Annotated in this window: 25 protein-coding genes, 1 tRNA gene and 1 pseudogene; 8 read left to right on the forward strand and 19 right to left on the reverse strand. The window is 53.3% G+C overall.

Annotated elements, in window-relative coordinates:
• Nucleotides 1-78: 78 nt before the first annotated feature.
• Entirely contained in the window at nt 79-663 is a 585-nt protein-coding gene (locus HMPREF2541_RS00965) for a Z-ring associated ZapG family protein (RefSeq protein WP_070541305.1), read from the forward strand.
• A gap of 77 nt (nt 664-740) precedes the next feature.
• Here the strand turns inward: HMPREF2541_RS00965 and HMPREF2541_RS00970 are convergent, their stop codons facing one another.
• Nucleotides 741-1379, reverse strand: a complete 639-nt coding sequence (locus HMPREF2541_RS00970) for a tellurite resistance TerB family protein (RefSeq protein ID WP_070541307.1) — start codon at nt 1377-1379, stop codon at nt 741-743.
• A gap of 142 nt (nt 1380-1521) precedes the next feature.
• A complete protein-coding gene (clpB, locus tag HMPREF2541_RS00975; RefSeq protein ID WP_070541309.1) occupies nt 1522-4095 on the reverse strand; it encodes an ATP-dependent chaperone ClpB in 2574 nt (857 codons plus the stop codon).
• A gap of 162 nt (nt 4096-4257) precedes the next feature.
• Between clpB and HMPREF2541_RS00980 the strand changes: the two genes are divergently transcribed.
• A complete protein-coding gene (locus HMPREF2541_RS00980) occupies nt 4258-4707 on the forward strand; it encodes an acyl-CoA thioesterase (RefSeq protein WP_070541312.1) in 450 nt (149 codons plus the stop codon).
• The gene (locus HMPREF2541_RS00985; protein ID WP_070541314.1) at nt 4704-5627 is read left to right on the forward strand and encodes a tyrosine-type recombinase/integrase; all 924 of its coding nucleotides are present in this window, start codon (nt 4704-4706) and stop codon (nt 5625-5627) included. The genes HMPREF2541_RS00980 and HMPREF2541_RS00985 overlap by 4 nt, the downstream gene beginning before the upstream one ends.
• Before the next feature lie 105 nt (nt 5628-5732).
• Here HMPREF2541_RS00985 and HMPREF2541_RS12100 read toward each other — a convergent pair whose 3' ends face one another.
• The 8 genes and pseudogenes from HMPREF2541_RS12100 to ccoN form a co-directional block, all read right to left on the reverse strand.
• Nucleotides 5733-5900, reverse strand: a complete 168-nt coding sequence (locus tag HMPREF2541_RS12100; RefSeq protein WP_003822597.1) for a hypothetical protein — start codon at nt 5898-5900, stop codon at nt 5733-5735.
• Nucleotides 5901-5987: 87 nt separating this feature from the next.
• Nucleotides 5988-6266, reverse strand: a complete 279-nt coding sequence (locus HMPREF2541_RS00990; RefSeq protein WP_023886476.1) for a hypothetical protein — start codon at nt 6264-6266, stop codon at nt 5988-5990.
• A gap of 57 nt (nt 6267-6323) precedes the next feature.
• A complete protein-coding gene (locus tag HMPREF2541_RS00995; RefSeq protein ID WP_035580052.1) occupies nt 6324-7157 on the reverse strand; it encodes a PHP domain-containing protein in 834 nt (277 codons plus the stop codon).
• A 72-nt stretch (nt 7158-7229) separates the two neighbouring features.
• Nucleotides 7230-8522, reverse strand: coding sequence for a serine--tRNA ligase (gene serS, locus HMPREF2541_RS01000; RefSeq protein ID WP_070541316.1), 1293 nt, complete (start codon nt 8520-8522; stop codon nt 7230-7232).
• 115 nt (nt 8523-8637) lie between these two features.
• A pseudogene (ccoP, locus tag HMPREF2541_RS01005) lies at nt 8638-9648 on the reverse strand (cytochrome-c oxidase, cbb3-type subunit III); the annotation flags it as partial.
• 41 nt (nt 9649-9689) lie between these two features.
• Entirely contained in the window at nt 9690-9839 is a 150-nt protein-coding gene (locus HMPREF2541_RS11785; protein ID WP_003822591.1) for a hypothetical protein, read from the reverse strand.
• Nucleotides 9840-9848: 9 nt separating this feature from the next.
• Nucleotides 9849-10472 (reverse strand): cytochrome-c oxidase, cbb3-type subunit II, encoded by a 624-nt coding sequence (gene ccoO / locus HMPREF2541_RS01010; RefSeq protein ID WP_064086770.1) that lies wholly within the window; start codon nt 10470-10472, stop codon nt 9849-9851.
• Nucleotides 10473-10511: 39 nt separating this feature from the next.
• Nucleotides 10512-11954 (reverse strand): cytochrome-c oxidase, cbb3-type subunit I, encoded by a 1443-nt coding sequence (gene ccoN, locus HMPREF2541_RS01015; protein WP_003822589.1) that lies wholly within the window; start codon nt 11952-11954, stop codon nt 10512-10514.
• A gap of 261 nt (nt 11955-12215) precedes the next feature.
• Between ccoN and HMPREF2541_RS01020 the strand changes: the two genes are divergently transcribed.
• From HMPREF2541_RS01020 to HMPREF2541_RS01035, 4 genes are all read left to right on the forward strand, one after another.
• Nucleotides 12216-13955 (forward strand): M61 family metallopeptidase, encoded by a 1740-nt coding sequence (locus tag HMPREF2541_RS01020; protein WP_070541318.1) that lies wholly within the window; start codon nt 12216-12218, stop codon nt 13953-13955.
• A 194-nt stretch (nt 13956-14149) separates the two neighbouring features.
• Nucleotides 14150-14452, forward strand: coding sequence for an integration host factor subunit alpha (locus tag HMPREF2541_RS01025; protein WP_003822587.1), 303 nt, complete (start codon nt 14150-14152; stop codon nt 14450-14452).
• A complete protein-coding gene (locus tag HMPREF2541_RS01030) occupies nt 14436-14780 on the forward strand; it encodes a hypothetical protein (RefSeq protein WP_003822586.1) in 345 nt (114 codons plus the stop codon). Before HMPREF2541_RS01025 ends, HMPREF2541_RS01030 begins: the two co-directional genes overlap by 17 nt.
• 20 nt (nt 14781-14800) lie before the next feature.
• Nucleotides 14801-14877, forward strand: a tRNA-Pro gene (locus HMPREF2541_RS01035).
• A 23-nt stretch (nt 14878-14900) separates the two neighbouring features.
• Here HMPREF2541_RS01035 and HMPREF2541_RS01040 read toward each other — a convergent pair.
• From HMPREF2541_RS01040 to dapA, 9 genes are all read right to left on the reverse strand, one after another.
• The gene (locus HMPREF2541_RS01040; RefSeq protein WP_371327082.1) at nt 14901-15947 is read right to left on the reverse strand and encodes a tyrosine-type recombinase/integrase; all 1047 of its coding nucleotides are present in this window, start codon (nt 15945-15947) and stop codon (nt 14901-14903) included.
• Nucleotides 15830-16165 carry a helix-turn-helix domain-containing protein gene (locus HMPREF2541_RS12555; protein ID WP_083296742.1) on the reverse strand — a complete coding sequence of 112 codons (336 nt, stop codon included), beginning with the start codon at nt 16163-16165 and terminating at the stop codon, nt 15830-15832. Before HMPREF2541_RS12555 ends, HMPREF2541_RS01040 begins: the two co-directional genes overlap by 118 nt.
• 58 nt (nt 16166-16223) lie before the next feature.
• Nucleotides 16224-16361, reverse strand: a complete 138-nt coding sequence (locus HMPREF2541_RS12105) for a hypothetical protein (protein WP_168161072.1) — start codon at nt 16359-16361, stop codon at nt 16224-16226.
• 133 nt (nt 16362-16494) lie between these two features.
• Complete coding sequence (locus HMPREF2541_RS01045; protein WP_023886469.1) at nt 16495-17271, reverse strand: ferredoxin--NADP reductase; 777 nt, start codon at nt 17269-17271, stop codon at nt 16495-16497.
• Nucleotides 17272-17522: 251 nt separating this feature from the next.
• Nucleotides 17523-18023: a thermonuclease family protein gene (locus tag HMPREF2541_RS01050; RefSeq protein WP_246824958.1), complete on the reverse strand. Its 501-nt coding sequence runs from the start codon at nt 18021-18023 to the stop codon at nt 17523-17525.
• Nucleotides 18024-18171: 148 nt separating this feature from the next.
• Nucleotides 18172-18765: an RdgB/HAM1 family non-canonical purine NTP pyrophosphatase gene (gene rdgB / locus HMPREF2541_RS01055; protein ID WP_023886467.1), complete on the reverse strand. Its 594-nt coding sequence runs from the start codon at nt 18763-18765 to the stop codon at nt 18172-18174.
• Nucleotides 18762-19034 (reverse strand): NGO_0222 family membrane protein, encoded by a 273-nt coding sequence (locus HMPREF2541_RS01060; RefSeq protein ID WP_003822580.1) that lies wholly within the window; start codon nt 19032-19034, stop codon nt 18762-18764. The genes rdgB and HMPREF2541_RS01060 overlap by 4 nt, the downstream gene beginning before the upstream one ends.
• 386 nt (nt 19035-19420) lie before the next feature.
• Nucleotides 19421-20548, reverse strand: coding sequence for an outer membrane protein assembly factor BamC (gene bamC / locus HMPREF2541_RS01065; protein WP_070541324.1), 1128 nt, complete (start codon nt 20546-20548; stop codon nt 19421-19423).
• A 42-nt stretch (nt 20549-20590) separates the two neighbouring features.
• Nucleotides 20591-21466, reverse strand: a complete 876-nt coding sequence (gene dapA / locus HMPREF2541_RS01070) for a 4-hydroxy-tetrahydrodipicolinate synthase (RefSeq protein ID WP_070541326.1) — start codon at nt 21464-21466, stop codon at nt 20591-20593.
• A gap of 275 nt (nt 21467-21741) precedes the next feature.
• Here dapA and HMPREF2541_RS01075 point away from each other — a divergent pair, with 275 nt between their 5' ends.
• Nucleotides 21742-22116 (forward strand): CsbD family protein, encoded by a 375-nt coding sequence (locus HMPREF2541_RS01075; RefSeq protein WP_371327081.1) that lies wholly within the window; start codon nt 21742-21744, stop codon nt 22114-22116.
• The last annotated feature ends 102 nt before the right edge of the window (nt 22117-22218 follow it).

Consider the following 22218-nt stretch of genomic DNA (forward strand, 5'->3'; position numbering starts at 1 on the left):
AGCCTTTACACAAGGCAACAAACCGCCTAAATTGCTATACAATAGTCATACCGCCCGTCTACCACAAAGGAAAATCCCATGAACAACCTGCCCCTCATCACCCAATTCATCCTTACCGGCCTCGGCGGCTTCCTCATCGGCGTGCTCATCACCCTGTTGTTTAAACGCGGTAACAGCAAGCAGCAAGCCGAATTGGAAGAAGCCAAAAAAGCCCTGCAAGACTACCGTGAAGCCGTAAACCACCACTTCATCGACACTGCCGAAGCGGTGGACGAGCTCACCCGCAGCTACCAAAACGTATTTGCCCAGTTGAGCCGTGGCGCTGAAGAATTGATGACACCCGAAGCCTACCGCAACCAGCTCGAACAGCGCAGCGGCCAAAGCGTTACCCTCTCCTACCTGGCCGAGCAAACCCATGAAACCGCCGGCAATGCTGAGCAACGCATCCAGCTCGTACCACACGACGCGCCCGTGCCGCCGCAAAACGACTTAGACGAAGCTGACTCCGCTGCCGATGCCACCGTGTTCAACCCCACCAACGCCACCGAATCCGCCCCGGCCGCCAGCCCGGAACAAGAACCCGCACCTGCCGCCGAGCCGGCTGCTCCCGCCCCGGCAGACGAGGCCGCCGAACCCGCCAAAGAAACCCCGCCTGCGGTGTAATGCTTCATCCAGAACGGATTAAAGGCTACCTGAAAATTTTCAGGTAGCCTTTTGTTATGCCCACGGCCGATGTTTTATTACGCCAACTCTAGCTGCCGCTCCAACTGCTCCACCAAACCGTCATCCAGCCCTAAAGCCTGCGACAACCGCGATAAGAAGGCAATTTCACTGCGCACCAAATCGCCGCAAACCGCTCGTGCAGCCAAATAAGCTTCGGCAGCCAGCGCCTGATCGCCGCCCACTGCCTCGGCCAGCTCGTTAATAGAAGCCGGGCGGGCATATTCGTTGGCCAGCCACTGCTGCACTTCGGCATCGGCACCGCCCTCTTGGGCAATCAGCTGCTTTTCTGTTTCATCAATCAAGCCGTCTGAAGCAGCAGCGGCAATCATGGTGCGCAAAATCACGCGGCTGCGCTCTTCAGCCAACTGCCCCTGCGCTGCAAAAGCCGCTTCGGGCAAAGCTGCCAGCGTGCTCGTGCTGTTTTGCCAGCCTCCCTGCCAGTTTTGGTAAGCCTGATAGGCCATCATCCCCAAAGCTGCGGCCGAGCCGGCCTTCAGCAATGATTTCACGCCGCCTTTTTTCAGCAGCATCGCAGCCAGCCCGCCGATTAACGCCCCGCCTCCGAACGAGTTGAGCGGATTGTTATCAGACATCACTTTGTTGCCGCTTTGCTGCACGGCACCCAATACTTGGTTGAGCAGATTATTGAAATCCATATCGTTTCCTTTTTGTGTGAAGTTGTAGCTTGTGGTGGTTTCGTATAAGGCATTTCCCGCGTGAGGTAACGCAGGCTACCTGAAAACATCGGTTCAACCATTTCCAGGTAGCCTTTCCGTTTCAACTATTCAAGTCTTCAAATCAGGCAAACACCAGCCTGCCGCCTTCTTCTTTCACATGAATCGTGCTCTCGGGTGCGTATTTGCCTTCGAGCAGGGCTTTGGCCAGCGGATTTTCGATTTCCGACTGGATGGCGCGTTTGAGCGGGCGTGCGCCGTACACGGGGTCGAAACCGGCTTGGGCAATCAAATCCAAAGCGGCATCGTCCACTTTCAAGTGCAGGTGCTGCGCTTCCAAACGTTTTTCCAAGCCTTTGAGCTGGATTTTCGCGATGCTGCGGATATTCTCCTGATCCAAGCCGTGGAACACGACCACTTCATCAATACGGTTGATCATTTCGGGGCGGAAGTAGGCTTTCACTTCGTCCATCACCGCTTTTTTCACGGCTTCGTAATCCTGCGTACCCATTTGTTGGATATGCTGGCTGCCGATGTTGGAAGTCATGACAATGACGGTGTTTTTGAAGTCCACAGTGCGGCCTTGTCCGTCGGTCAAACGACCGTCATCCAATACTTGCAGCAGGATGTTGAACACGTCGGGATGGGCTTTTTCCACTTCATCCAGAAGAATCACGCTGTACGGTTTGCGGCGGACTTGTTCGGTCAGGTAGCCGCCCTCTTCGTAGCCGACATAGCCCGGAGGCGCGCCAATCAGGCGTGCAACGGCGTGTTTTTCCATGTATTCGGACATGTCGATGCGGATGAGGTGGTCTTCGCTGTCAAACAGGAAACCTGCTAGGGCTTTGCACAACTCGGTTTTACCCACGCCGGTCGGGCCTAGGAACAGGAAGCTGCCGTAAGGTTTGTTCGGATCGGCAAGACCGGAGCGGCTGCGGCGGATGGCATCGGACACGGCGCGCACGGCTTCGTCTTGACCGACCACGCGGCGGTGCAATACTTCTTCCATTTTCAGCAGCTTGTCGCGTTCGCCTTCCATCATTTTGGACACGGGGATGCCGGTCATGCGCGATACGATTTCGGCCACCTCGTCCGCGCCGACTTCGGTACGGAAAAGTTTGTTTTGTTTTTTGCCGTCGGGGTTGCTTTCCGCCGCCTGCAACTGTGCACCCAATTTCGGCAACTCGCCGTATTCGAGTTCGGACGCACGGGCGAAGTCGCCTTGGCGTTTGGCCTGCTCGATTTTGACTTTGATGTCGTCCATCTGTTTCTTGATGTCGGCGGTGCTGGAAGACGCGGCTTTTTCGGCTTTCCAGATTTCGTCCAAATCGGCGTATTCTTTTTGCAGGCCGTCGATCTCTTCGTCTATCAGCTCCAAACGTTTTTTGCTGGCATCGTCGCTTTCTTTGGCAACGTGCATTTTTTCCATTTTGAGCTGGATGATGCGGCGGTCGAGTTTGTCCATCTGCTCGGGTTTGCTGTCCAACTCCATTTTGATGCGGCTGGCGGCTTCGTCAATCAAATCAATCGCTTTGTCGGGCAGGAAACGGTCGGTGATGTAGCGGTCGCTCAATTCCGCGGCGGCAACGATGGCGGGGTCGGTGATGTCGATGCCGTGGTGGATTTCGTAACGCTCCTGCAAACCGCGCAGGATGGCGATGGTATCTTCCACGCTGGGTTCGCCGACCAATACTTTTTGGAAGCGGCGTTCGAGTGCCGCGTCTTTTTCGATGTATTGGCGGTATTCGTCCAAGGTGGTCGCGCCGATGCAGTGCAGTTCGCCGCGCGCCAAAGCCGGTTTCAGCATATTGCCCGCATCCATCGCGCCGTCGGTTTTGCCCGCGCCGACCAAAGTATGGATTTCGTCAATGAAAATCAGGGTGTTGCCGTCGTCTTTCGCCAAGTCGTTCAACACGCCTTTCAAGCGTTCTTCAAATTCGCCGCGGTATTTCGCGCCGGCAATCAATGCCGCCAAATCCAAAACCAGCAGGCGTTTGTTGCGCAGGGATTCAGGCACTTCGCCGTTAACGATGCGTTGTGCCAAGCCTTCGACGATAGCAGTTTTACCCACGCCCGGTTCACCAATCAACACGGGGTTGTTTTTAGTGCGGCGTTGCAATACCTGAATCGCGCGGCGGATTTCGTCATCGCGGCCGATAACGGGGTCAAGTTTGCCGTCGCGGGCGCGCTGGGTCAGGTCGAGCGTGTATTTTTTCAGCGCATCGCGTTGGTCTTCGGCATTGGCATCGTTCACGTTTTGTCCTCCTCGTACCGCGTCGATCGCGGCGTTGATGTTTTGTTCGGTCGCACCGGCTTCTTTCAAGATTTTGCCGGTCGCATCATTCTGCTGCACCAAGGCAAGCAGGAAAAGTTCGCTGGCGATATAGGCATCGCCGCGTTTGGTTGCCGCTTTATCCATCAGGTTCAACACCGCCTGCAATTCGCGGCTGGGCAGAATATCGCCGCCCTGACCGGACACTTTCGGCAGGCTGTTCAAATGCTGCTGCAAACGCTGTTTCACCTGCGGCACATTCACGCCCGCATGAGCCAAGAGCGCGGCGGCTCCGCTGTTTTGGTCGTCAAGCAAGGCTTTCAGCACAAAGCCCGCTTCCAGATAGCTGCTGTCCGCAGCCAACGCCAAACTCTGAGCTTCTGCAAGGGCTTGTTGGAATTTGGCGGTTAATTTGTCATATCGCATAATTTTTTCCTTTACATATTATTTTCTTGCCAGGCATATGGGTTTAGAGCAGATTTTGTCAAGGCCTTTGCAAAACAATTTTATGAAATGTTGTTGCAATACGTTCAATCATCAGGCAACAAATGCTAAGATAGCCTCGTTTTTAATCAGCAGGCTCCCAATATGCCCGCCGCCCAGCGCATCCAAATCAACCTGCCCGAGCACTTCTGCTTTGCAACCCGCATCACGGTAGAAGTCGGCCACCTCAATTATGGTAACCACCTCGCCAACGATGCCGTTTTGCGTATCGCCCACGAAGCCCGTCTGCGCTTTCTTGCTGCACACGGCTGTACCGAAATCGATGCCTTTGGCGCTGGCCTGATTATGGCTGATGCTGCCGTGCAATATCGCACCCAAGCCTTTCATGGCGAGGAGCTGTTGGTTCAGGTAGCCTTAGGCAAAATTGGCAAGGCCGGCTTCCCATTTTTCGCCAAACTCACCCGCCTCTCCGACCAGGCCGAAATCGCCCGTGTGCAATGCGGTATGGTGTTTTTCAACTACGCCACCCAGCGTATCGAACGCACCCCCACCGCCTTCCGCACCCATTTTGCCCACTACGGAGCAGCGCAATGAGCATCGGTTGGACAGCACAAATCGAAGCCTGGCTGCACAGCCTGCAACAACAAAACCACTCCCCCCACACCCTGGCCGCCTACCGCCGCGACCTCGCCTGGCTGGCCGATTTTCAGCCGCAAAGCAAACTTGCCCGCCCCTTATTCACCGCCGCCCTGCGCCAGTTGGGCCAACAAAACCAACACCCCCGCAGCATCGCCCGCCGGCTCAGCGCTTGGAGACAGTTTTGCCGCTGGCTGGTGCAAATAGGCTACCTGAAAGCCAACCCGACCCACGGCCTAAAAGCCCCGAAAGCTCCTGAGCGCCTGCCTAAAGCCGTACCCGCCGAGCCACTCAACCAACTCCTCAACCAAGCCCCGGAAAACCCTCTCGACAGCCGTGACCTTGCCATCTTCGAGCTGCTCTACGGCAGCGGCCTGCGCCTGGCCGAAATCTGTGCCCTCAACCTGGCCGACCTCAACCTGCAAAGCGGCTGGATAGCCGTCACCGGTAAAGGCCGCAAACAACGCCACCTACCCCTTACTGCCCAAAGCATCCGTGCCCTCGAAGGCTACCTGAAAACCCGCACCGCCGCGCCCGACGAAACCGCCCTGTTCACCGGCCGCACCGGCCACTGCCTCGGCGCGCGCCAAATCCAGAAACGCCTACAGCAATTCGCCGCCCGCCATGGCAGCCGACACCTCAGCCCCCATATGCTGCGCCACAGCTACGCCAGCCACTTGCTGCAAAACGCCCGCGACATCCGCGCTGTGCAAGAGCTGCTCGGCCACAGCCAACTTGCCACTACCCAGCACTACACCAAGCTGGATTTCGACCATCTCGCCCGCGTATACGACGATGCCCACCCGCGCGCCAAACGTCGACAAGGTAAAGCTGAAACAGTGCAAGGACAGGATAACGAAGACAAAATAGAGAAATAGTGTTGCTGGTCAGCCAGCGTGCAATATAACAAAAGGCTACCTGAAAAATTTCAGGTAGCCTTTTCTGAAGTTTAGCCAATGGCGGAGTCGCACTCCAGCAAGCAATCAGCCCAGTGTTCTGTTCTGCTCAATTTCCTGCTTTTTGCGCTCCAGAATGCGCTCGATTTCCTCTTCGCGGCGCTGACGCTCGATTTCTTGCTCAATACGACGGTTGCGGAAAAAGAAGAAGGCCACCACGCCGGCCAAAATCAGGGCTAATAAAACCAAAAACATATTCACCACTCCTCTTAAGTTCTCAAATATCGAGCAGACATTTCTGCATAATCAGAAATGCCGCCTGACACTTTTCGACAGTTTGCCTTATTTGGTCTTCTTTGCTTTTTTGCTATCGTCGCCGCCTTGCAGGCGATCGGCAATAAAGCCTTGGATCAGCTCGCGCTTTTCCCAAAAAAAGGTTTGCATTTTGCCCAAGGAGTAAATCCTGCGTACCATGCCGGGCAGTCCGGCATGTACGATGGCAGCAATTTCGTTATTGCTGGTTTCTTCGGCCATGGCCTGCTCCAGCGTGAGCTTTTTCTCAGTAAGGTAGTCTTGCAGCTGCTTTCTCACATAGTTGTTGATTTCAAACTGTTTAATCATGATTCATTTCCTTATATCGTTTTCCCGTGCACAAAGTATTAGTGCGTGAATGAAGTCCTACAAGCAAAATTCTTGCCAAACCGGCCGACAGCGCTCGGGCAGTGGTGGGCAGGCGCCGAGGCGACCGCTACCGAAGTCGCCTATGCGATGGAAATCGCTACCAGCGCTGGCCAGAAAGCCGTGTTGCTCAGCGAGGCGGGCATAGTTGAGGCGGTCGTTCAAGTCGGTCGTGCTACTGTGTACCTCAATAGCCTGTCCACCCAGCGCTTTAAATTCAGTGAATAAATTACGTTGCGCGGTAGCGGAGAGACCATAGCGAATGGGGTGAGCGACAACAGCAATGCCACCTGCGCCCAGAATGGCAGCCACAGCTTCTTCGAGCGTAACCCATTCATGCCTCACATAGCCGGGCTTGCCATCACCTAAATATTTTTTAAAAGCCTGCTGTTTGTTGCGCACATGGCCTTGTTCCATCAACCATTGCGCCAGATGGGTGCGGCTGGCCATTTCACGGTTTGGCACCAGCGCAAGTGCGCCCTCACAGGCACCGGCGAGGCCTTTCTTCTCAAGCTTTTCCGCCATACGCAGAAAACGCTCCAACCGACCGCGGCGCAGCCTAGCCAGCAGGTTTTGTAGCACGGTATCGGTTTCATCGAAATTGAGACCGACAATATGAATGGTACGTTTGCGCCAACTCACGGAGATTTCCACGCCGTTTATCAGCCGGATGCCCAAGGCTTCCGCTTCCTGACGTGCTTCAGCCAGACCGCCGGTATGGTCATGGTCGGTAAGCGCGAGCAAGGTGCAGCCATTGGCGTGCGCTAGTTTCACCACTTCGCGTGGTGGCAGAGCACCATCTGAAACATTGGAATGGCAGTGTAAATCTATCATCTAATCAGCTAATTGGCATGACATGAAGGCTACCTGAAAAACCAAAAATAGGTTTTCAGGTAGCCTTTGGGCTTAGGGGACGAGCTTATCCACGCCGCCCAAGTAGGGGCGCAAGGCAACAGGGATGCTGATGCTGCCGTCGGCGTTTTGATGGTTTTCCAGTACCGCCACTAAGGTACGGCCTACCGCCAAGCCGGAACCATTCAGGGTGTGCACCAAGCGATTTTTTCCATCTTCATCTTTGAAGCGGGCTTTCATGCGGCGGGCTTGGAAATCTTCGCAGTTGGAGCAGCTGGAGATTTCGCGATAGGTATTTTGCGCGGGCACCCACACTTCCAAATCGTAGGTTTTGGCGGCGCCAAAGCCCATATCGCCGGTACACAGGGTAATAACGCGGTAAGGCAGTTCGAGCAGTTGCAAGATGCGCTCGGCGTGGCCGACCATTTCTTCCAGTGCGGCGTAGGAGTGGTCGGGGTGAGCAATTTGCACCATTTCTACCTTATCAAATTGGTGCTGGCGGATAAGGCCGCGCGTGTCTTTGCCGTGCGAGCCGGCTTCGCTACGGAAGCAGGGCGAGTGGGCGGTGAGTTTGATAGGCAAGGCATCGGTCGGCAGGATGCGCTCGCGCACGGTGTTGGTCAGAGTTACTTCGGCTGTGGGAATGAGGTACTGCTTGGTTTTGCTCTCATCACCACCGCGGATAACATGGAACAAATCTTCACCAAATTTGGGCAGCTGGCCAGTACCGATGAGAGTGCTATCGCTGACGATATAAGGGGTGTAGCACTCGGTGTAGCCGTGCTGCTGGGTGTGGGTGTCGAGCATAAATTGCGCCAAGGCACGGTGCAGGCGGGCAACCTGACCTTTCATCAGGCTGAAGCGGGCACCGGAAAGCGCAGCAGCAGTTTCAAAATCGAGGCCGAGCTTTTCGCCCAAGTCCACATGGTCTTTGATTTCGAAATCAAATTGACGCGGAGTACCTACGCGGCGCACTTCCACGTTTTCAGTTTCATCTTTGCCGGCTGGCACGCTCTCGTGCGGTAAATTCGGGATACCTAGCAGCAAGGCATCGATTTGTGCCTGTACGGCTTGGTAGTCGGTATCAGCCTGTTCCAAATCGGTTTTGATCTGTGCTACTTCGGCCATAGCTGCTTCGGCTTCGGCATGTTTGCCCTGCCCTTTGAGCGCACCGATTTGTTTGGACACACTGTTGCGTCGGGATTGCAGCTCTTCGGTACGCATTTGCAGAGCCTTACGCTGAGCTTCCAATGCGTCGAAGGCGGCAGAATCAAAAACAAACCCGCGTTGTGCCAGTTTGGCGGCTACAGCGGCGGCATCGGTACGGAGAAGTTGGATATCTAGCATGACTTATGTCCTGTAAAGAGAATTTGGCTATATTGTAAACGCGGTGTATAGGAAAGGCTACCTGAAAAATGCCTTGGCTTTTTCAGGTAGCCTTCGAATGGACACTCTCTTACTTAGCCGCAGGCTGCGAGGCGGCAGAAGCTGCACTGGCTGAGGAAGCAGCAGCTGGTGCGGGAGCAGATGCTGTTGCCGCTGTGGGTTTGGCGGCGCCGTTCGGATTGGCTTTACCCCACACATAGGCAGTCAAGATATGGATTTTGTTATCATCCAAGAATCCTTCCCATGCCGGCATTTGGCTGTGGCGACCGTTAGTAATGGTTTCCACAATGGCTCTTTCGCTGCCACCCCACAACCAAACTTTATCAGTCAGGTTCGGGCCGGCTCCCTGCACGCCTTGGCCTTTATCGCCGTGGCAAACGAAGCAGTTGGCGGGCGGACCGTGGAAGATGGCATCGCCACGTTTGGCACGTTCTTCATCATGCGATGCGCCGGAAAGAGACAGTACATAATGAGCAGCGTTTTTCACGCCTTCTTCACCCAAGGCAGGGCCCCAAGGCGCCATAATGCCAACACGGCCTTTGGCGATGGTTTGCCGGATTTGCTCAGGTGAGCCACCCCACAACCAGTCGTTGTCGGTGAGGTTGGGGAAACCGGTTTGACCTTTGGCATCTGAGCCGTGGCATTGGATACAGTAGGTATCGAATAGGTTTTTACCGAAGCGTTGCGCCTGCGGGTCTGCTGCTACTTGCTCCACCGGCATATCGGCAAATTTTCCATATACAGGTGCAAACTGGGCATTGGCGGTCTCCATTTCTTTCTCATACTGGTTGCTGCTGGTCCAGCCAAATGAGCCTTTGTAGTCGCCCAAACCAGGATAAACATACAGGTAGCCGATGGAGAACAGCCAAATCAGGATGTAGAGATAAAACCACCAGCGAGGCAGCGGATTATTATATTCCTCGATGCCGTCCCAACTGTGGCCAGTGGTTTTTACATCTTCGCCTTTGGCCGGTAGCTTAACCTTATTTTGCGACAAAATCAGCCATATCAGCCCAATAAAGCTGATCACGACGATGCCGGCGATGTAGTAGTTCCAGAAATTGCTAGTAAAGTGGGATGTATTCATTATTGTGCTCCGTGTTCACGGTCTAAGGAATCTGGTTATTGTTATACCGAATCATCATCATCAATGATGCGCCGTCCCTCTTCATCATAGTGCGCTTTGAATTTGCCATAATAGGCAATACCAAGCACCACCATAAAAAACAAGAAGCAGATGACGGTGTACATAACCCGAACCAGATTCACTTCGCTCATGAAACTGCCTTATTTTCTTACTTCATGGGTATTTTTCAGTGCCAAACCCAAGCCTTGCAGATAAGCGATGACCGCTTCCATCTCGGATTTGCCTTCCACCTGCGCCGGAGCAGCGGCGATTTCCTCATCGCTATAAGGCACACCTACCCTGCGCAGGGCACGCATATGGCTGGCCACAGTTTCTCCATCCACACGGTTTCGTGCCAACCATGGGAAAGCGGGCATATTGGAATCTGCCACTACTTGGCGCGGATTAATCAGGTGACGGCGGTGCCATTCATCGGAATAGCGGCCACCCACGCGAGCCAAATCTGGACCAGTACGCTTGGAGCCCCACTGGAACGGATGATCGTACACCGATTCACCGGCCACAGAATAATGGCCATAGCGCTCGGTTTCAGCACGGAAGGGGCGGATCATTTGGGAGTGGCAGTTGTAGCAGCCTTCACGGATATAAATATCTCGGCCAGCCACCTGAAGCGCTGTATAGGGCTTCACGCCTGGGATTGGCTGAGTAACGGTTGGGCTGAAAAACAGCGGCACAACCTCAACAAACAACCCAACGCTGATCAGCAGAAAGGTAAACACAATCAGGTAGCCTACTTTTTCTTCGGCAAGTTTTTGCAGTTGCATTTTGGTAGCCTGTTCTTGATTTCTATTGATTTTATAGCTTTAGTGCTGTTGGTTCTGTGTGAGAGCAGGAATAGCAGCATCCACCGGCTTGCCCGCTACTGCGGTGCGGTAAACGTTGTATGCCATCAATACCATACCCACCAGATACAACAGACCACCGGATAAGCGGATCAGATAAAAGCGCATGCTTTCACGAACCGAGGCAACGAAATCAGGATTGGTAAGCGTACCGTCTTCGTTCAACGCGCCCCACATCAAACCCTGCATCACACCGGCAATCCACATGGAGGCGATATACAGCACAATACCCACTGTGCCGATCCAGAAATGCGCTTCCACCATTTTGGTACTGTACATTTCCTTCTGGCCGAACAGGCGCGGGATCAGATAGTAAATCGAGCCCATGGTCACAAAACCTACCCAACCCAAAGCACCAGCATGCACGTGGCCAACCGTCCAGTCGGTATAGTGGCTCAGGGCGTTTACGGTTTTAATCGACATCATCGGGCCTTCAAAGGTAGACATACCGTAGAAGGAGAGAGAAACCACGAGGAATTTAAGAATCGGGTCAGTGCGCAGTTTGTCCCACGCGCCGGAAAGAGTCATGATACCGTTGATCATGCCGCCCCAAGAGGGCACAAACAGAATCAGCGACAACACCATACCCAAAGACTGCGTCCAGTCTGGCAGTGCGGTGTAGTGCAGATGATGCGGGCCAGCCCACATATAGGTGAAAATCAGCGCCCAAAAGTGCACCACAGACAAGCGGTATGAGTACACAGGTCGACCTGCTTGTTTAGGCACGAAGTAATACATCATGCCCAAGAAGCCGGCGGTGAGGAAGAAGCCTACGGCATTGTGGCCATACCACCATTGCACCATGGCATCAATCGCGCCGGCGTAGATGGGGTAGGAGGTCATATCGAACAAGCCGGCAGGCACAGCTAAACTGTTGACAACATGCAACAGTGCCACGGCCAAAATGAATGCGCCGTAAAACCAGTTGGCTACATAAATGTGTTTTACTTTACGTTTAGCGAGCGTGCCGAAAAACACAATGGCATAAGCCACCCAAACCAGAGTAATCAGAATATCAATCGGCCAAGCCAATTCGGCATATTCTTTGCCTTGTGTATAGCCCATTGGCAGAGTAACCGCCGCCAGCACAATCACCAGCTGCCAGCCCCAAAAGGTAAAGGCTGGGAGCCAGCCGCCATACAAGCGGGCGTTACAAGTGCGCTGCACCACATAATAAGATGTGGCGATCAGGCCGCAGCCGCCGAATGCAAAAATAACAGCATTGGTGTGCAGCGGGCGTAAACGACCGAAATGGAACCATGGTCCCACCTCAGACAGATTCAGTTGTGGGAAATAGAGCTGTGCCGCCACGATTACCCCAACCAACATCCCAACCACACCCCAAACCACTGTCATCACGGCAAACTGCCGCACTACTTTGTAGTTATAGGTTTGTGTTTCCATGAAAAACCTCCATAAAGATGGCTGTACTCTTCTTCAACACCGGTTCAGCCAAACCCATGCAGGCCGGCACATCCGATTTTCTTAATTTATATAGAAAGAAACCACCGCAAGCCATATAGCGATAGACTGCGCGCAGTTTAAGCGGTATATTTTAAAGCAAAACACACACTATAACCACAAAAATACACACATCTTTTCATTTTTCGCAAAACAGGCTACCTGAAAACGCCATATCCCTTTCAATCAAAACCGAATAAATAAATGCCTCACTACACTATTACCCCGCTACCCAAACAACATCTATTCCGTGTTTGCCTGCGTTTCAGCCACCACGGCAGCCAACCCGTTCGCCTCACCTTACCCAACTGGGTGCCCGGTAGCTATATGATTCGTGAGTTTGCCCGGCACATCGTCCGCATTGAAGCCAGCTGCAACGGCCAAGCTGCCGATTTACAAGCTATCAGCAAAAATATCTGGCAGGCCGAAGAAAATACACCCGGCGACTGGATCATCGAATACGATGTTTATGCTTTCGATCTCTCCGTGCGCGGTTGCTATTTAGATAGCGAACGCACCTTCTTCGACGGCGCCACCCTGTTTTTTCAGGTAGCCTCACACACTGAAGAGCCACACCAAGTCGAACTCTGTTTCCCCAGCCAATGGCAAACCGCCACCGCTCTGCCCAGACTAGGTGACCATCTCTACCAAGCAGACAACTACCGCCACCTCATCGACTGCCCGCTGGAAGCCGGCACTCTCGAAATTCTCGAATTCACCGCTGCCGGCATTCCACACCGCATCGTCCTCAGCGGCCACTACCCCGACTTCGACCGCCAACGCCTGCTAGCCGACACCCAAGCCATCTGCACCGCCCAACTCCAATTCTTCCCCAACCCCGCCCCGTTTGCGCACTACACCTTCCTGCTGCATCTGGGCGACCACATCTACGGCGGCCTCGAACACACATCATCTACTGCCCTGCTCGCCGACCGCAGCTGGCTACCTGAAAACAACCTTGCTGAAGCCTCTACCAACTATACCCAGCTGCTCGGCCTGATTTCTCATGAATACTTCCATGCTTGGAACGTCAAATCCATCAAACCTGCCGCCCTCGCCCAATCCGACCTCAACCAAGAAGCCTACACCGAGCTTTTATGGGCATTCGAAGGCATTACATCTTATTACGACGACCTATTCCTCGTGCGCAGCGGTCGAATCAGCCCCGCTGCCTATCTCGAGCTCTTAGCCAAAACCATCACCCGTGTGCACCGCAACCCCGGCCATCGACGGCAAACCCTCGCCCAATCCAGCTTCCACGCCTGGGACAAATACTACAAACAAAACGAAAACAGCCCCAACGCCATCACCAGCTACTACCAGCAAGGCGCCCTAGCCGCCCTCTGCCTCGACCTCCACATCCGCAAGCAAAGCCGGCACAGCCTCGACAGCATCATGCAAGCCCTCTATCAAGACTGGCTGACCAGAAAACAACCGCTGGATGAAACCGAATGGGAAGAGCTTGCCCAAACCATCATCGGCCTTGACTTGCGCAATTTGTTCAACCAACTCATCCGCAACACCCGGCCACTGCCGCTCGAAACCGCCCTCGCCCACGCCGGCCTCTGCCTGCACTGGCTACCCCTGCCGCCCTCACATAACGGTGGCTGTGGGCCGCTACCACCTACTCTGCCAGCCAATGACTTCGGCGTCCGCTTCCAGCAAAACGGCAGCGACATCACCATCAGCCACGTACTCAATGGCAGCAGTGCCGAACATGCCGGCCTAGCCCCTGGCGACCGCATCATCGCCATTAATGGCTATGCCGCCAACGATTTTGCTACCCAATGGCAGCAACAAAAAATCGGCAGCCAAGTCAAGCTACACTACTTCCGGCACAGCGTATTGCACCACACCACCGCCCCTGTACAAGCTGCCACTGCTAATACCGCTTGGCTAACCATCGAAAATCCGGCTGCACTGCAAGCTTGGCTGCAAATATAAAAATACAGCCATTTTTCAGGTAGCCTGCGCTATGGCAGCTCACAGCGAAACCCACTGTGGATAGGCATAATGCACAGATTGCCACACAATATGCCGCCCTGTTCTACAGATTTTCTCATATACCCCAGCATTCGCTTGATTTCTAAAAAGTAATTAGCGATAATCCGCAACTTAGCAACTTAGAGGTAAACCCAATGACACTCACCAAAGCAGAATTAGCCGATATTCTGGTAGAAAAAGTCAGCAATATCAGCAAGAACGACGCAAAAGAAATCGTTGAACTATTCTTCGAAGAAATCCGTGCCACTTTAGAACGCGGCGAAGAAATCAAAATTTCCGGCTTCGGCAACTTTCAACTACGCGACAAACCGCAGCGCCCAGGCCGCAACCCCAAAACCGGCAAAGAAGTTCCGATTACCGCCCGTCGGGTGGTAACCTTCCACGCCAGCCAAAAACTCAAAGGCATGGTGGAACACCACTATGGCAAACAAAACTGAACGCGCCCTGCCGCCCATTCCGGTTAAACGCTATTTCAGCCTGGAAGAGTTATGCTATCTGGCCGATATCCAGCCCGAGCAATTCTTCCAATGGCAGCAAGATAATGGCGTAGTGATCGGCCATGGCGGTAACCAATACACCCGGCAAGATGTGGTGAAAATCCGAAAATTAAGCGGCAGTTTCCCCACCTACATCGACCGTTTCAATCTAAACGGCCACGACAGCCTAAACCGCCCCGCGGCCACTGCTGAAGAGGTTCGGCAGGATTTGCAGGTTGTTTTAGAAAAAATCGAAGCAGCCCTTGCCAAGCCGCAAAAAACAGCTTAAAATTACTTTCTTTCGGAAGTCGGAGTGTGGCGCAGTCTGGTAGCGCACTTGCATGGGGTGCAAGGGGTCGAAGGTTCGAATCCTTTCACTCCGACCAATTAGATACACAAAAACAGTCAGTTACGCTGGCTGTTTTTTCTTTTGTACCGCTTGGTTTTCAACTGGTGCCACACTGGTGCCAAAACGGGACGCGTTATCAGCGAATTTTTTCAGGTGTTCGACGTTCAAGTGAGCATATTTTTGTACCATCTCCATACTTGACCAGCTACCTAGTTCTTTCAGTTGGTAGATGGGTGTGCCGGAGATGACGTGGTTGGTCGCCCAAGTGTGCCGGCAATCATGAAATCTGAAATCTGACAGTCCTGCCCTATCTCTGGCTTTTCTCCATGCTGCTTGATTCGCTCGCTTGATTGGTTTACCCCGGAACGTGAAGACCGCTTCCGGATGTTTACCCATCTGCGATTGCAGCGTCTCCATTGCTTCCTGATTTAAAGGTACGCCAATCGGTCTGCCCGACTTGGTTTTATCGGCGAATACCCACGCCGTCTGTCGCTGAAGATCGATTTGTGACCACTGCATCTGCGTGATGTTGCTCATACGCAACCCCGTAGCCAATGCAAATCTCACCACTGGAATCAGGTGGTCAGGCAACTCGGCGAACAATCTTTCTTTCTCATCCGAGGTCAGCCAACGTTCCCGACGTTTTGGTTCCTCCAGCATCGTGAATTTCAGTAGGCGATCCAGCCAACCCCATTCATGGGCTGCGCGGAGCACCAACCTAATTTGTTGCAGGTAGGCATTCACGGTTCTGGGTTTGACACCTTCAGCCATTTTGGCATCTCTCACTTGCCGCAGGACTTCACGGTCAATTTCCGAGATATTTAGATGACCTAGGTGCGGGTCTAACCAACGTAAAAACAGCAAGGTGTTGTAGTCTTGCTGCTTGCGGGGGTTTTCCTTCAACCACTCTACTACGGTCTCCGGCCATGAATGCTCGACCTGGACTCCCAACCGCTGGGTCTCAAACGCGCTGTTGTAGTGCTTGGCAGCTAATTCCCTGGCTTGCTGTTCGTCGTCAGTTTGAGCATAGCGGCGTATTCGTTGACCGTCCGGCGCGGTGAACGCGTAGTACCAACCGCGCCGCCCTTTCCTTTTATAGACGTTGATGATGCTTTTACGACTGGACATGATGCAATACTCCTTTCATGTGCAGCCTCTTGCAAGGCTACATTGTTCCCTGATTTGATGTACTCGTCTAGCTCGTCGGCGAAGAAGTACCACTTCCCATTTTTCTTATAGGCAGGGATTTCCCGTGACCGAGCTTTGAGGCGGACAGTTTCTGGGTGAAGAAACAGGCGCTCCGCCGCTTGTTCTACGTTCAACATTTTGTGTCTCCAATAAAACAGGTCACCCGTAAGTGACCTGTTGCTTGATTCTGGCTCCTTAATTCGCTTGCTGTTTCTCGGCTAGTGCTTCATCTAATTTCTGCTCCAACAGTCGCATGGCTTTCTCTGCCACCGGCGACTGTTGAACCTGCGCCACCACCGTACCAGTAACCTGCGCCGCCAACATCATGTACACCGTTTGGCTGCTCGGAACAAATACACGCAGAAACGCGCACACACCAGCCGATATCTCCCCATGTGAAGGTTCCACCAAAAAGGCTACCTGAAAATTTCAGGTAGCCTTTTTGGTGTACTCAAACATTTAAACCTTATTGGTCCACAAACGCGCGTTCAATCAGATAATCACCGCGCTGCCCCATTTTGGGCGACACAGTAAGACCGAAGCTGTTGAGCACATCACTGGTGTCTTTGAGCATGGCCGGGCTGCCGCACAACATGGCGCGGTCATCTTGCGGATTAATCGGCGGCAGGCCGATATCCTCGAACAGTTTGCCGCTCCGCATCAAATCGGTAAGTCGGCCTTGGTGTTCGAATTCCTCTCGGGAAACAATGGGGTAGTAAATCAGTTTCTCGCGAATCATTTCGCCCAAGTATTCGTGGTTAGGCAGCTCTTGGGTGAAGCGGTCATAGTAAGCGAGGTCTTTTTTATAGCGCACACCATGCACGAGAATGACTTTTTCAAATTGCTCATACACTTCTGGATCTTTAGTGATGCTCAAGAACGGGGCGATACCGGTACCGGTGGAGAGCAGATAGAGGTGTTTTCCGGGGTTTAAATCGCCGCAAATCAGAGTGCCGGTAGGCTTTTTGCTGATGAGCACTTCGTCGCCGACTTTAAGGTGCTGCAAGCGGCTGGTGAGCGGGCCATCCGGCACTTTAATGCTGAAAAACTCGAGATGCTCTTCCCAGTTGGCTGAAGCCACGCTGTAGGCACGCATCAGGGGCTTACCGTCCACCAGCAGGCCGACCATGACGAATTGGCCGTTTTCAAAACGCAGGCTGTCGTCGCGGGTACAAGTGAAGGTGAAATAGGCGTCGGTCCAGTGGTGTACGGACAGGACTTTTTGTGTGTTGAAGGCTGCCATATTGTCTTTCTGAATAAAGTGAACCCGCACGGCGGCGGAAAAATTTGCGAATTATAGCATTGTGCTGGCAGGGATAGGAGTTTTATTGCGAACGATTTTGATTAAGCAGCTATCTAGTTTTGGCCAAGCCCATCCCTTTCATTTTTTACTTTGCTGCAACCTCGTTTTAGCTTCGTTGAGACTTACGCTTTAGCGAAACTCACTACGTTCGTTTTAGCGAAACTCACTACGTTCGTTTTCAGGTAGCCTACTCAATGCCGGTACTGTTGTTGCTGCCGGTGACGAAACTGCCACGGTGCCTGCGGAGAAGCTTGCCGCCATAGGCCGAGCCGCTGGTTTTTGGCTTGCACCTCAGCTTCGGCATAAGCGGCATATTCAGCCTCACTCTGCCATTCTCGGGCGTAGCGGCGGTAGTGCCAGGCACAGCCGTCGGCCACCTGCTGCCGGTTAATATCACGGCCGTTCAGGCGGATTTGTGCCACTTTGCGGCCGTAGCGGTCGGTATCCACGATTGCGGCCTGCACTTGCCGATGCAGCACTTGCCCGGCCAAACGGTCGCGGCAGGCTTTGCCCTGGGCTTGCTCCAATTCTGGCGCGTCGATACCGGCAAGGCGGATTTTATGTCGGTGGCCAGAGCCGTCTTGCAGATGCAGCGTATCACCGTCCCACACGCGCACCACTTCGCCGCTGATGCTGTTGCTCCTGACAGGTTCGGCACTGGCAGGCAAGGTAGAACAGGCGGCCAGCAACATGGCACAGCCAACCATACCGATTTTGGCAGAATTTGCTTCGCTCTTTTTAGCTCCACAGAAACTCACAGCGTTCGTTTTGGCGAAACTCACAGCGTTCGTTTTCAGGTAGCCTTTGGCCAGCGAAAGGGATAACTGATATTTCATCGCGTTAAAACCCGGCACGTATTTTTGCTGCCAGTTGCCGCAAAGCTTGGGCACGGTGGCTAAGTTGATTTTTGGTGTCCGGCGCAAGCTGGGCGGCAGTTTGCTGTAATTCGGGCAGGTAGAAATGCGGGTCGTAGCCGAAGCCGTTGCTCCCAGCTGCTTGTTCCTGCCATTGCCCATGCCACACACCTTCAGCAATCAGCGGCTGCGGATCATCAGCGTGGCGCACCAAAACCAGTACGCAAACGTAATACACGGCACGGTTGGCCTGCATCGCTAAATCGGCGCTCAGTTTGGCATTGTTGGCTGCATCAGAACGCGGTTCCGCTCCGGCATAGCGTGCGGAGAGCACCCCCGGCGCGCCGTTTAGGGCGGGAGCGCAAATGCCGCTATCGTCGGCCAGCGCGGGCAGACCGCTATGTCGGCTGGCATGTCGCGCCTTGGCCAGCGCGTTTTCCACAAAACTCACATGCGGCTCCGGGCATTCGGGCACGGCAAAATCTGACTGCGGCCGCACCCGCCAGCCGAGTTCGGTAAACAGGGCATTGAATTCACGCAATTTACCAGCATTGCCGCTAGCTAATACCAATTCTTTCACGATGTCTCCTTGTCGACCGCTTGAGCTTCGCTTTCCAGCTGCTGAGAAGCAACCTGCTGCATTTGTTGGGCAGCAATCAGCTGTTTTTCACGCAAAAACTTGGCCAGCGACGCCATCTGCCCGGCTACACACAGAAAGGCGGCCAGAAAGCAAGCCACGGCAGCGATGGAGTGTTTCAGAATAAACAAAACATTGCCGGCAAGCAGCAACAGAATAAACAAGATGGTAAATAGCGCGGTAAGTTTCAGGTAGCGTCTGGTTTTATTCATAGTGGTATGAGAGATAAGAAGCTAGGGAGGAGTGCCTAAAATATTGGAAGTTCTATAGATAAAAAGGGAATACAAACTATCGCTTACATTCAAACAATATTAAAGTTTTGAGATACCTGCTAAGGCGTGTATGCCACCAACAGGGTAAACAGCGGGCAACACGAACGTTTCGGCTATGTTTAGTTAATTTTCGGTTACGGAGCACAACCAAACTGATCGTCCTACTCTAACTCCGCTGACTCTTATATTTTCAGGTAGCCTAATTGCACACGATAAGGCTACCTGAAATATCATTTTGCTAGCGGCTTCTTTTCCCTACCTGCCTTAACCAATAAGCACAGAAGCAGCCTTTAATCTGCATTAAAGGCTGCTTTCTCATTGTGTTATTAGCGTAGCTCGTTATACAGGCGGCTCAGCCAGGTTTGTGCATCTGCGCCTTGGTAAGGGCTGCCATCTTTGTTAGACAATACTAATTGGCTGGCATTGTTGCCCCGCGGCTGTACGGTCACTACAAATTCGGGCCGTGCCTGCGGCTCAGCAGGTTTGCTGCTGCGGCCAAACAGACGACCGAAGAAACCGGGTTGCTCAGTACGCACGGCTTCGCCTTCGGCAGGAGCTACCTGAACCAAATAGGCTTGGCGCTGGGTGTTTTGGGCAGTAACACTCAGACCAATACGGTCAAGCGCGAGGCCGACGCGGCGCCAATTACGGGCTTGGTCGCCACGCAAAATCAGATGGCCGTTTTCCAATGTGGCCAAATCTCCACTGCGCGGAGCGGCAGATTGCTGCTGTTTCAGCGCCTGTTCAATCTGCTGTTCGTCCGCACCCAAATACTGCATGAAACGGCCGAGCAAGGCGGCTTCCAAAGCAGTATCACGCTGCGAGGGCTGCCACATGGTGGTGTCTTTGTTGCGGTCAGCGTAGGTTTCCTTCATGCCACGATGGGTGAAGAATACATCGGTACCACCTTTGCTGTTGCGCTCGAGGCGGATGGTAAATTTGTCGCGCTCGCCGGTGGAATATACACCGCCCAGGCCAACGCGTTCAAACAGGCGGCGCAGGCCGTCTTGTGGCAGTTTGGCGCGGTTTTCCGCCCAATCGGTTTCCATCAGACCGATACCCGGCTCTTCACGGGCAATCACGAAGCCCTGCTCTTGCCAGAAAGCGTGCAAGAGTGGCCACACTTCGGCCGGGTTTTTGTTGGCAATGTTCAGCCAACGCTCACCACCTTCTCGCTGCATGGTGATGTTTTTCACCTCAGCCAACACCGGCGAACCCGCTTTATTGGCAGCAGCCTGCTGGCTGCGGGCAACATCGCTGGCTCGCACCGATCCGCCGGCTGGCAGGTTATATACATTGCCTTGCGAAGGGTTGTCTAAATCGGGCGGCACTTCCAAGCTCACCACTTTGCGGTTTTCAGTTTGGTAGTCCAACTTTGGCGTTTCGGTTTTAGTAGCGCAACCGGCCACCAGGCTGGCCATCAACAAGGCGGCGGGCAGTTTGAATACGTTCATGCAGCTATGTCCTTCAGGGTTGAAACTTGTAATTAAATCCAATTAAATCAGTTGCAGTTTTTGCAATGCAGCGCTCACTCGTGCCTGACCAGTTTCGCTCAGGCTGACCATCGGCAGGCGTACAGCACGGCTGCACAAGCCCAGTTTTTCCAGCGCCCATTTCGGCGCGGCCGGGCTGGGCTCGCAAAACATTTCTTGATACAACGGCACCAGTTTGGCGTTCAGCGCACGAGCTTCAGCCAGATTACCGGCCAATGCGGCACGGCACATATCGGCAAACAGCTTGGGCGCCACATTACCGGCTACAGTAATCACACCGTGTGCGCCGCACAGCATGGCAGCCATGCCGGTGGGGTCATCGCCGGAATAGATAGCAAAATCTTCGGGCACGCGGTTAATCAGATCCACCATACGGCCAATGTCGCCACTGGCTTCTTTGATGCCGATGATGTTGGGGATTTCAGCCAGGCGCAACACGGTATCGTTGTTCATGTTGACCACAGTGCGGCCAGGCACGTTGTACACAATCATCGGAATATCCGCCGCTTCGGCAATAGCAGCGAAGTGGCGGTAGATGCCTTCCTGCGGCGGTTTGTTGTAGTACGGCACCACAGACAGCGTGGCATACGCGCCGGAGCCAACTGCCGCACGAGACAGCTCGATGGCTTCGCTGGTACTGTTCACACCGGTACCGGCAATCACCGGAATGCGGCCGTCGGCAAAGCGGATGGCTGCCTCGATCACTTCAATCTTTTCCGGCACGCTGAGCGTGGTGCTCTCGCCGGTGGTACCAACGGCGACAATGGCATCGGTGCCGTTGGCAACATGCCAATCAATCAGGCGTTGGAATTGTTCGTAGTGGACACTGCCATCTTCACGCATCGGAGTGATGATGGCGACAAGACTACCGGTTAGCATGGCTCAACCTTTATATTGGAGGGTGGTCGAAAACGGGGCGATTGTAGCCTATTTTGCCGGCTTGTGCGAAATATTGCATAGATTAAAACTTGCTTGCCGGAATTATCTCCCAAGTGCCGGCAATATGGATTTAGCAAACAAATTAAGCATGATAAACAAAGGTATTAACTGCTTTCAGGTAGCCTTTGCGGCATACAATAAGGCTACCTGAAAATATAGCTGAATAATTTTCAGGTAGCCTCCACTAGGCAGCCACCACTATAGGCTGCTTGAAAATGGGTTTGACTCTTGGCAAAGGAAAAACAGGCGGAAACAGTAAAGCAAGGTTAATTGGTTTTACTCGTCAAGTAGAAACGGTTTATAGTCATAGTTCCTACATCACACAACCACCAAGGAGTATTTTTATGAGCAATTTTGATGAAATCGTAGGCAAAGTAAAAAAAGAAGTGGGCGACACCATCGGCAGCAGCAAGATGCAGGCTGAAGGACTGATTCAAGAAGGCGTGGGTAAAGCCAAAGAAGCCATTGCTGACGTGGAAAAACAAGCAGCCGATGTGCTGGGAAAAGGTAAAAAAACTGCTGAAGAACTGATGACTGAAGCCAAAGACAAGGCTGAAGGACTGATTAACGACATTAAAAGCAAGTTTTAATTAAACAGGCACAACAGTCTTGCTCTACTAAACAAAGGCTATCTGAACAAATTTCAGGTAGCCTTTGCCGTTTGGCGCTCTCCGACGGAGGGTTTATAATGT

Source organism: Eikenella sp. HMSC061C02 (assembly GCF_001809035.1).
Classification (GTDB): domain Bacteria; phylum Pseudomonadota; class Gammaproteobacteria; order Burkholderiales; family Neisseriaceae; genus Eikenella; species Eikenella corrodens.

What these genes read in the sequence shown, in the direction of transcription:
- HMPREF2541_RS00995 (WP_035580052.1), bottom strand. Translation starts at nt 7,157, where the DNA reads ATGATAGATTTACACTGCCATTCCAATGTTTCAGATGGTGCTCTGCCA.
- HMPREF2541_RS01045 (WP_023886469.1), bottom strand. Translation starts at nt 17,271, where the DNA reads ATGGCAGCCTTCAACACACAAAAAGTCCTGTCCGTACACCACTGGACC.
- ccoN (WP_003822589.1), bottom strand. Translation starts at nt 11,954, where the DNA reads ATGGAAACACAAACCTATAACTACAAAGTAGTGCGGCAGTTTGCCGTG.
- dapA (WP_070541326.1), bottom strand. Translation starts at nt 21,466, where the DNA reads ATGCTAACCGGTAGTCTTGTCGCCATCATCACTCCGATGCGTGAAGAT.
- HMPREF2541_RS11785 (WP_003822591.1), bottom strand. Translation starts at nt 9,839, where the DNA reads ATGAGCGAAGTGAATCTGGTTCGGGTTATGTACACCGTCATCTGCTTC.
- clpB (WP_070541309.1), bottom strand. Translation starts at nt 4,095, where the DNA reads ATGCGATATGACAAATTAACCGCCAAATTCCAACAAGCCCTTGCAGAA.
- HMPREF2541_RS01020 (WP_070541318.1), top strand. Translation starts at nt 12,216, where the DNA reads ATGCCTCACTACACTATTACCCCGCTACCCAAACAACATCTATTCCGT.
- HMPREF2541_RS00990 (WP_023886476.1), bottom strand. Translation starts at nt 6,266, where the DNA reads ATGATTAAACAGTTTGAAATCAACAACTATGTGAGAAAGCAGCTGCAA.
- HMPREF2541_RS01030 (WP_003822586.1), top strand. Translation starts at nt 14,436, where the DNA reads ATGGCAAACAAAACTGAACGCGCCCTGCCGCCCATTCCGGTTAAACGC.
- serS (WP_070541316.1), bottom strand. Translation starts at nt 8,522, where the DNA reads ATGCTAGATATCCAACTTCTCCGTACCGATGCCGCCGCTGTAGCCGCC.
- HMPREF2541_RS00970 (WP_070541307.1), bottom strand. Translation starts at nt 1,379, where the DNA reads ATGGATTTCAATAATCTGCTCAACCAAGTATTGGGTGCCGTGCAGCAA.
- HMPREF2541_RS00980 (WP_070541312.1), top strand. Translation starts at nt 4,258, where the DNA reads ATGCCCGCCGCCCAGCGCATCCAAATCAACCTGCCCGAGCACTTCTGC.
- HMPREF2541_RS00985 (WP_070541314.1), top strand. Translation starts at nt 4,704, where the DNA reads ATGAGCATCGGTTGGACAGCACAAATCGAAGCCTGGCTGCACAGCCTG.
- bamC (WP_070541324.1), bottom strand. Translation starts at nt 20,548, where the DNA reads ATGAACGTATTCAAACTGCCCGCCGCCTTGTTGATGGCCAGCCTGGTG.
- HMPREF2541_RS01025 (WP_003822587.1), top strand. Translation starts at nt 14,150, where the DNA reads ATGACACTCACCAAAGCAGAATTAGCCGATATTCTGGTAGAAAAAGTC.
- HMPREF2541_RS00965 (WP_070541305.1), top strand. Translation starts at nt 79, where the DNA reads ATGAACAACCTGCCCCTCATCACCCAATTCATCCTTACCGGCCTCGGC.
- HMPREF2541_RS12100 (WP_003822597.1), bottom strand. Translation starts at nt 5,900, where the DNA reads ATGTTTTTGGTTTTATTAGCCCTGATTTTGGCCGGCGTGGTGGCCTTC.
- ccoO (WP_064086770.1), bottom strand. Translation starts at nt 10,472, where the DNA reads ATGCAACTGCAAAAACTTGCCGAAGAAAAAGTAGGCTACCTGATTGTG.
- HMPREF2541_RS01075 (WP_371327081.1), top strand. Translation starts at nt 21,742, where the DNA reads ATGGGTTTGACTCTTGGCAAAGGAAAAACAGGCGGAAACAGTAAAGCA.
- HMPREF2541_RS12555 (WP_083296742.1), bottom strand. Translation starts at nt 16,165, where the DNA reads ATGTTGAACGTAGAACAAGCGGCGGAGCGCCTGTTTCTTCACCCAGAA.
- HMPREF2541_RS01060 (WP_003822580.1), bottom strand. Translation starts at nt 19,034, where the DNA reads ATGAATAAAACCAGACGCTACCTGAAACTTACCGCGCTATTTACCATC.
- HMPREF2541_RS01050 (WP_246824958.1), bottom strand. Translation starts at nt 18,023, where the DNA reads ATGTTGCTGGCCGCCTGTTCTACCTTGCCTGCCAGTGCCGAACCTGTC.